Here is a 7852-nt window from a genome sequence, read left to right as displayed (position 1 = left end):
AAATGCCCTATTTATCGGTATTTAAACCGCCTCTTTTGCAGTTTCCCTTTCTTTGAATTTTTTCTTAAACTTATGGTACACTTTTGATAAAAGGTGGTACAATGGAAGCATTTTACAAAAATAATCCTATAAAATGACTTTAGCGTAGCATATATCCGCAGATTTAATCCTCTTCCCCACTATTGCCATGCTCTCATCTAGCAAATTTAGACCTGACGATAGCCGTTGACACTCCTCTCATCCAAGCTCTAACTTCTTGATTTTTATTACTCCCACTATTTTATAGGCTTATCTAGAATATATAAAAGAGCTAAACAAGTTAAAATTTTAGCTACACCCTTGCTCATTCTAGAATATTTAACAAAAACAAGAAAATATTTTTACTAAACCCTCCACCTAACCAGCAACCTTCTTTTATCTTCGACGTTTAAATTTATAAAATCTATGCCAAAAAGTTTCGTTAAATTTTCGCCCTTTAAAATTTGATCGGTTGCGCCGAATTCATATCCTAAGGGGCCGTTTAAAAGCAAGGTTTTATCCGCTGCCGCAAGCGCGTGATCGGGGTGATGCGAGGTAAAGATCACGCAGGTTTTTTGCTCGCTATTTAGCTTTTTGATTAGGCTTAAAACGGCGTTTTGATGAAAGACGTCGAGATAGGAAGTAGGCTCGTCCATGATTAGAATTTTGGGCCGTAGTACTAGCGAGCGAGCTATTAGGACTAGCTGCATCATGCCGCCGCTTAGCTCGTCTACGTTTAAATTTAAATACTCGCTAACGCCTGCTATCCGTGCGGCTTCCTCGGCCATCGCTCTATCCTCTGCGCTCGGCCTTGAAAACGTACCGACATTTGCGTTTACGCCCATTAAAATCAGATCTTTTACCTTAAAGCTAAAAGCGATATTTTCGCTTTGAGGCACGTATCCTACGAGTTTAGCGCGTTCTTTGCCGCTAAGAGAGGCATGATCGCGGCCATCAATCAAAATTTGACCGCCTTTTGCTTTTAGAAGTCCCAAAATAATCTTTAAAAACGTAGATTTACCTATGCCGTTTGGGCCCAAAATCGCAAGCGTTTCGCCGCTTTTTAGGCTAAGGCTCAAATTTTGCAAAATTTGCTTACGCTCGTATGAAAAGCTTAAATTTTCTACGCTTAAGACCATCTTTTGCCCTTTTTAACGATGATGACGCCGATCATAGGAGCGCCTATAAGAGCGGTTAGGATACTTAGCGGGATTTCAGCCGAGCTCACGCTTCTAGCTGCAACGTCGGTTAGCATCAAAAATATCCCGCCTAAAATCGCAGAAATCGGAACTAGCTGCGAGTTATCGGAGCCATAAATAAGCCTAGTAACATGCGGCATTAAAAGCCCGACCCAGCCGATGATACCGGCGATGGCTACGCTTGCGGCCGTTATCAGCGTAGCAAGTACGATAAAGATAAAGCCTAAAAATTTACTCTCGCCCAAAATACTTGCATGTTCGCCGCCTAGGGATAAAATGTTTAGCTTCCAGCCCATTAGGCTCAAAAGTACAAGTCCGCTAACGCAAACGGGAGCAAGCGCTACGACATCGCTCCATGAGATGGCGCTTAGACTTCCCATCAGCCAGTAGACGATACTAGGTAGCTTTTCTTGCGTGTCGGCGACGTATTTGATGACGGAGATCAGCGCCTCGAATATCGCGCCCGTGATGATGCCCGCAAGCACCAGCATGAGCTTTGAGTTTTTGTTTGCCAAAACACCCAACGCGTAAGCTATCATGACGGCTAAAAAGCCAAAAACGAAAGCGCCTATTTGCGTGGCTACGGGACTACCGAAGGCTAAAATGCAAACCACCGCGCCAAATCCCGCCCCACTGCCGACGCCTAAGATATTTGGGCTTACCAAAGGATTTGCAAACATCGCCTGAAATATCACGCCCGCCGCGCTAAGGCTAGCGCCTATCAAAAACGCCGCTATCAGCCTAGGCAAGCGCAGGTCAAATATCAAAGCGTAAAGCGTCTCTTTGTCGTTTTGATAATAGTCAATTAGCCCCTCAAGCGAAATCCTGCCCGCAAGTAGCGAAAAAATAACAGCAAAAACTAGCAAAAGAGATAAAAACAGATATTTTTTCATTATCTAAAAAGCTCGTAAAATTTGCTCTCTCCGTTTAGATCGAAGCGTAAAATTTGAGCTATCTCATTGTCACTTAGATCGTAGTCGTAGAGGAGCTTGTAGCTCTTTTTCATCTCGTCTTTTAAATTTATATGCGCCTGCCCCGAAAACAGCACGCTAAACCACGCCCAGCCCAGGTGCGATTCGCCCGTAGGCGGCTCCCACATATCGCCTCCCAGAGGCATTTTATAGACGGCTTTTTGCTTGACGGCTTTTACGTTTTTTAAAATTTTATCGTTAAAAAAGTCCCGCGGCGTAAGTTCGTCAAAGTTGCTAAGCAAGATAACGTCCGGATTTTGCGCGAGAATTTCTTCTTTATTTAAAATTCTAAATCCCCCGAAATTCGCCGCATTTGCTCCGCCGCTTAGCTTGATCTCATAATCAAAATACGTCCCGCCGCCGGCTGCCTCGTAGCTTTTATCCCTGCCGAATATAAAAAGAACCTTCGGTTTTTTGCTAAGCCCTTTTGCGTAATTTTCGATCTTAGCTCTTACCTCGGCTCTATTTTGCAAAATTTGCTCCGCTCTTTGCTCTTTTTCGTAAATTTTACCCAGCATACCAAACCAAAAAAGCGGGTCTTCCTCCGTGCCGCTTAAATTTACCAAAGCTACGTTTAGGCCTACTTTTCGCAGCGGCTCGATGATCTTTTCGCCTCTCATACCCCACTGCACGACTAGATCTGGAGATAGTTTTAGTAGCTCCTCGATGTTTGGAGTAAAGTCATCTCCGATACCGCCTGCCGGGATACTAGCTGCGCCTTTGATCATTTTTCCCAGCATTCCGCGCTCGATGTTTTTCTTGGCCATCGGATGGACGGAGGCTAGGCGAGATACGTTGTTTTCGACGCTAAGAGAAAACGAAGCTAGCGGCACCGGAAACAGCGCTACGCTTTTAACGGAGCGGTCGAAGCGAAGCTTATTGCCGTTTTGATCGGTAAATTCAAGCGCACCCAGCGTCGCTGCCAGTAGCAATAAAGCAGGTATGATTTTTCTCAAATTTGATCCTTAAATTTGTAAATTTTAGGGTTTTTGAGCGGGTCTATTTAAAACCCGCTCGGCAAATTTAAAATTTAAAAGCTAGCCTTAAAGCCTAGTTTGAAATTTCTGCCTGGATTTATTAGCGGGTTGCTAGCGCTTCTAGGCTGGCTGATTAGCTCGTAGCTTAGGCTTGGGGCATATTCTTTGTCAAAGATATTTTCGACGCCCAAATTTAGGCTAAAATCCTTTAAGAATCCTAGTTTGCCCAGACTCTTGCCCATGTATAGGTTATGCACGAAATATCCAGCTCGCTCGCGCTCTACGCTGTCGTCTATGCGCGTCTTTCTCGCCGCCCAGTCGCCGCTATACTCTATGTAAGAGTTAGCCAAAAACTCCGGCGAATAAGAAACGGCCACGTGTCCGCTAAGCGGAGCGATCTCTGGAAGCGGTTTGCCGGTTTGTTTGTTTTTGCCGCGCGTGTAGGCGAGATTTATTTTAAACTCCAAATTTGATAAAATTTTATAAGCGAGGTCAAATTCCGCTCCGCTTATCTTGGCTCTATTTACGTTTTGCGACTGATAGTAGGTAACGCCGCCGCTTTGCCAGTTTCGCTCGACGATCAGGTCTTTATAATCTCCCGTGTAAAATATCAAATTTGATTTAAGCGCCTTATCCGTATAGCGAAGTCCGGCCTCATAGGTAACGCCTTTTTCGATATTTAGATCAGGGTTTGGTAGATACGCCTCGCTGCCTGAAAACGTAAGTATCGGAGCAACCTCGCCGCTCATAGGAGCCCTAAACGAAGTAGAGAAATTTCCTACAAACTCAAACCCCTGGGCGATAGGGTAAATAAGCCCCAGACCGTAGCTGGCTCTGCCGTCTTTTCTATCGTTGGCGTTTTCGTATAGGGCTTTTACGGCGGGGCTCATCGAGCTATCCATATCAAAGGACGTTTTTATGCGGTCGTAGCGTAAATTTGCGCTTAAAATCGCATCGTTGCTAAACGCATATTCGAGCAATCCAAACCCAGCGACGTCAAGCTGTTTGGTTCTTAGCCTGTTGCGTACGCTAGGGCCTTTGTTTACGCTTTGATACACGCTATCCCAGTCCTCGTAATAAAAATCTACGCCGTAGGTTTGGGTTAGGCTGTCGCCTATAAATTTACCGATAAATTTGCCGCCGTAGACCTTCGGGCCGTTTACGTAGTTATCGACTTGTCTAGGCGACATAGCTCCGATATACGGCCTTATATTTAGGTGCGTATAAAGCTCTCTGTAATACAAACTAGAATCTAATATAAATTTGTCGTTTATGTTGCCTTCGTAGTTTAGCGCTACGTATTTTTCTCTAAGAGGCGCTTCTTTTATGTATTTTTGAAAGCCTTTTTTGTTCGCCGTTCCAGGAGCGCCGACCGCCGTACCGACTACGCCGCGCTCGGACTCCGTATATCTAGTTACAAGTTCAAGCCTATGAAAATCGGCAAAGCTATATCCGCCTTTAAAATCAAGACTTCGGTAGTTATACCTCGTATTTGGTATTTTACCCGCCGGAGTGTCATAGTCCTTGCCGTGTTTGTAGTTTAAGCCGAGCAATGCGTCAAACCCGTGTCCGACTACGCCGAGTTGTAAGCGGTTTTGCACGCCTTTGTTCGCGCTTTGATACTGGGTGCTTAGATACGTATCCGATAACGCCCAGTCGCCGTGCACGTCCCCGCTAGCTCTTTTGGTGACTAAATTTACTATGCCGCCAAAGGCATCCGTGCCGTAAAGCGTGCTAGCAGGGCCTCTTATTATCTCTATCCTTTCGATTTGATCGGGCGTAAATATCGAATACTCAAACGCCGGCCTACCTCTAAATCTAAGTCCGTCTACGAACATCGGTACGCGGTAATCAGACGAGCTAAAGCCGCGCACGTTTACGGTACCAGAGTCCATGCCTTCGTTTACGATTGAAACTCCGGGCGCTTCGCTGATTAGCTCGGGTACGCTTTTGCCAAGCTTTCTTTCTATCGTCTCTTTATCTACTACCGAGACGCTTTTGCTTATCTCGTCTACGCTTTGAGACGATCTTTGCGCCGTGACGGTTACGCCTTCTAGCGATTTTAGCTCTACTTCGTTTTGCGCGGCAGCTAAAACGCCCGCAAGCGCTAAACTAAGCGCGATTTGCTTTTGCATTTAAACTCCTTTAAAAATTATTAACGGGCAATTATACAGAAATATATAATGATTTTCAATGATTAAAAATAAGGTTTTTAGTAAATAATTTATGTAGCAAACATTTAAGCTGTTTACAACTCTAGCATGTTTTTATAAAAAATCCCAAAAAGTTATTGTTCTCTCGCAAATATCACGAGCATTAAAAAAAATAGTGTCGTTAAGTTTTTTAAGATCACAAATTTAAAATGCACTTTTTCAGATTTTAAAAATTAACCTCTGCTCAAGCGATAAAACATGCTATACGAAATGACCAGTAATATAATAAAATAGTTTACAAATAGTTATTTAAGTATTATTGATATATACTCTTGTTTTTATTTTAAAATCAAGGGAGAATAATGAGACTTAGTATTTTTGCTTCAGTCGCTATTTTAGCTACTTTTGCTGCCGCAGAGACAAAGACGGACGGCTACTCGGTGATGCTTCCAAGCGTCGAAGTCGAAGGCATTTCCGAGCAAGATAACCTTAAAGGCTATATAACCTACGATAGCGCGGAAGTAAACAGAAACGGACTTAGCAACAAGCAAACGCCTCAAACGATAGAAACCATCGATATCCAAAAAAATCGCAACTACGGCACGAACGATCTTTCTAGCATCCTCGAAGGAAACGCCGGCATAGACGCGGGCTACGATATGCGCGGCGAGAGTATAAAAATAAGAGGCTTTAGCGTAGACGGCGGAGATATATATAGAGACGGCGTGAGAGACTCGGGCCAGATCAGGCGTAGTACGGCAAACGTCGAGCGCGTCGAGATTTTAAAAGGACCAGCTTCTATCCTATACGGCAGGAGCGACGGCGGTGCGGTCGTAAATTTAGTCAGCAAAAAGGCAAATTTTACCCCTGTTTATAAGGTCTCGGGCAGATACGGCAGCTGGAGCAGATGGGGGCTTGGCGCAGACGTAAATCACACAGTGAATAATCAACTGGCCGTACGCCTAACCACCGACGGCGAGCGCGGTAAATCGTGGCGCGAAGGCATAAAATATAAAAATTTCATGATAAGCCCTAGCGTCATCGTAACCAACCAAAGCGGCGACGTAAGCTTCGAGGCGCAGTATACGTACGACAACGCCTGGCGAGTACCCGATAGAACTCCGACCAAAGCCGTCTACGATAAGCTAGGTATCGACTACAAAAAGGGCTTTTCTCACGAGGGCGACTTCGTGGAGGATAGGCTGCACTTTTTGCGCACGGAGTTAAATGCCGAGCTAGCAAAAGAGCTAAATTTAAAATGGGTTTTTGGATACAGAAAAGCTAGCCAAAATTTCGATCACTTTTTTGCGGGCAGTATCGTTAGCGGCAACAGACTAAGACAAAACTACGCAAAGCAAGAGACGGATAACGAAACTATCTCAAACGCCTTTACGCTCACCAAGGAGCTAAATTTCGAGAGATTTAAGCACAACATCGCAGTCGGCTACGATAACAGCGTCGAAACTCGCCATCCAAGGCTCTGGTATAGCAGAACCCATATGCAAGATATCGACCCGTACGCATCTAGGGGCAGCTGGGCGTCAAACAGAAACGTCCCGTTTACGACCGATAACAAACACCGCGCGATCAATCACGGCGTGTTTTTCGAGGATCTAATCAGCCTTGACGATACGTATAGATTGATGCTCGGCGGTAGGTTTGATTTTTATAAATTTAAAACCAGAAATATAAGAGGCCAAACAAACAGCTACACCGGCGACTCGTTTAGCCCGAGGGTCGGCTTTTTATGGGACTTTGCGACCGATCACACCGCTTACGTCTCGTATTCGCAGAGCTTTGCGCCCTACGGCGGTAGAGGCAACATCGGCATCAGCACCGAAGATACGTCAAAGCTTGATCTAAAACCGCAAAACAACGTCCAGTACGAAATCGGACTAAAAAGCACTTGGGCGGATAATAAATTTAGCTCAAACATCGCGGTGTTTCAGATCGAACACAAAAATATCCGCTATCAGCCAGACCTTACAAACGATCCATATACTTGGGCGGTGCGCGGCAAGGAGCGTAGCCGCGGTATCGAGCTAAACGTGCTAGGACAAATTTACGAGAATTTATACCTGCGCAGCTCGCTTGGCTACACAAACGCTAAGGTTACTAAAGACAACTCAAACTCGCTAAACGAGGGACTTAATCTAAATGAAACCACGCGCTGGCAGGGCAATGTCTTTTTGCGCTACGTAAACGCCGACAAATGGTACGTAGAAAGCGGCGTTACCGGCTACTCCAAACGCTACTCCTACTCTACTAGCGGCGGTAGAATCCAAGAACAACACTTGCCGGGCTTTGCTAGAGTGGACGTGAGCGCGGGATATAGCTTCACCGAGCATGCGCAAATGACGCTAGCGATAAACAATCTCTTTGATAAAAAATACTGGCGCTCAAGCTCGAGGCTAGGCGACGAGAGATCGTTTATGGTGAATTTCCACTATAATTTTTAATTAAAACGTAAAAAACGATAGGTTATCCTATCACTTTTTACTGGTTTTAAAACCGCTTCATCCATCGCGCCCCAA

The 7852-nt window shown here is 44.9% G+C and carries 5 protein-coding genes; 1 reads left to right on the top strand and 4 read right to left on the bottom strand.

All coding sequences use genetic code 11. From position 1 onward, the window contains the following. Positions 1-383: 383 nt before the first annotated feature. The 4 genes from Q0338_RS00745 to Q0338_RS00730 form a co-directional block, all read right to left on the bottom strand. On the bottom strand, positions 384-1157 hold the full coding sequence (locus Q0338_RS00745; RefSeq protein ID WP_298085091.1) for an ABC transporter ATP-binding protein: 774 nt from the start codon (positions 1155-1157) through the stop codon (positions 384-386). Beyond that, positions 1148-2110, bottom strand: a complete 963-nt coding sequence (locus Q0338_RS00740) for an iron ABC transporter permease (protein ID WP_298085090.1) — start codon at positions 2108-2110, stop codon at positions 1148-1150. Before Q0338_RS00740 ends, Q0338_RS00745 begins: the two co-directional genes overlap by 10 nt. Beyond that, positions 2110-3144, bottom strand: a complete 1035-nt coding sequence (locus Q0338_RS00735; RefSeq protein ID WP_298085089.1) for an ABC transporter substrate-binding protein — start codon at positions 3142-3144, stop codon at positions 2110-2112. The genes Q0338_RS00740 and Q0338_RS00735 overlap by 1 nt, the downstream gene beginning before the upstream one ends. Before the next feature lie 74 nt (positions 3145-3218). Continuing rightward, entirely contained in the window at positions 3219-5300 is a 2082-nt protein-coding gene (locus Q0338_RS00730) for a TonB-dependent receptor (protein WP_298085088.1), read from the bottom strand. 380 nt (positions 5301-5680) lie between these two features. Between Q0338_RS00730 and Q0338_RS00725 the strand changes: the two genes are divergently transcribed. After that, the gene (locus Q0338_RS00725; protein WP_298085087.1) at positions 5681-7777 is read left to right on the top strand and encodes a TonB-dependent receptor; all 2097 of its coding nucleotides are present in this window, start codon (positions 5681-5683) and stop codon (positions 7775-7777) included. The last annotated feature ends 75 nt before the right edge of the window (positions 7778-7852 follow it).

Source organism: uncultured Campylobacter sp. (assembly GCF_938018145.1).
Lineage (GTDB): Bacteria > Campylobacterota > Campylobacteria > Campylobacterales > Campylobacteraceae > Campylobacter_A.
Note: the sequence above shows the minus strand (reverse complement) of the source record. Positions and strands in the feature narration are given on the sequence as shown.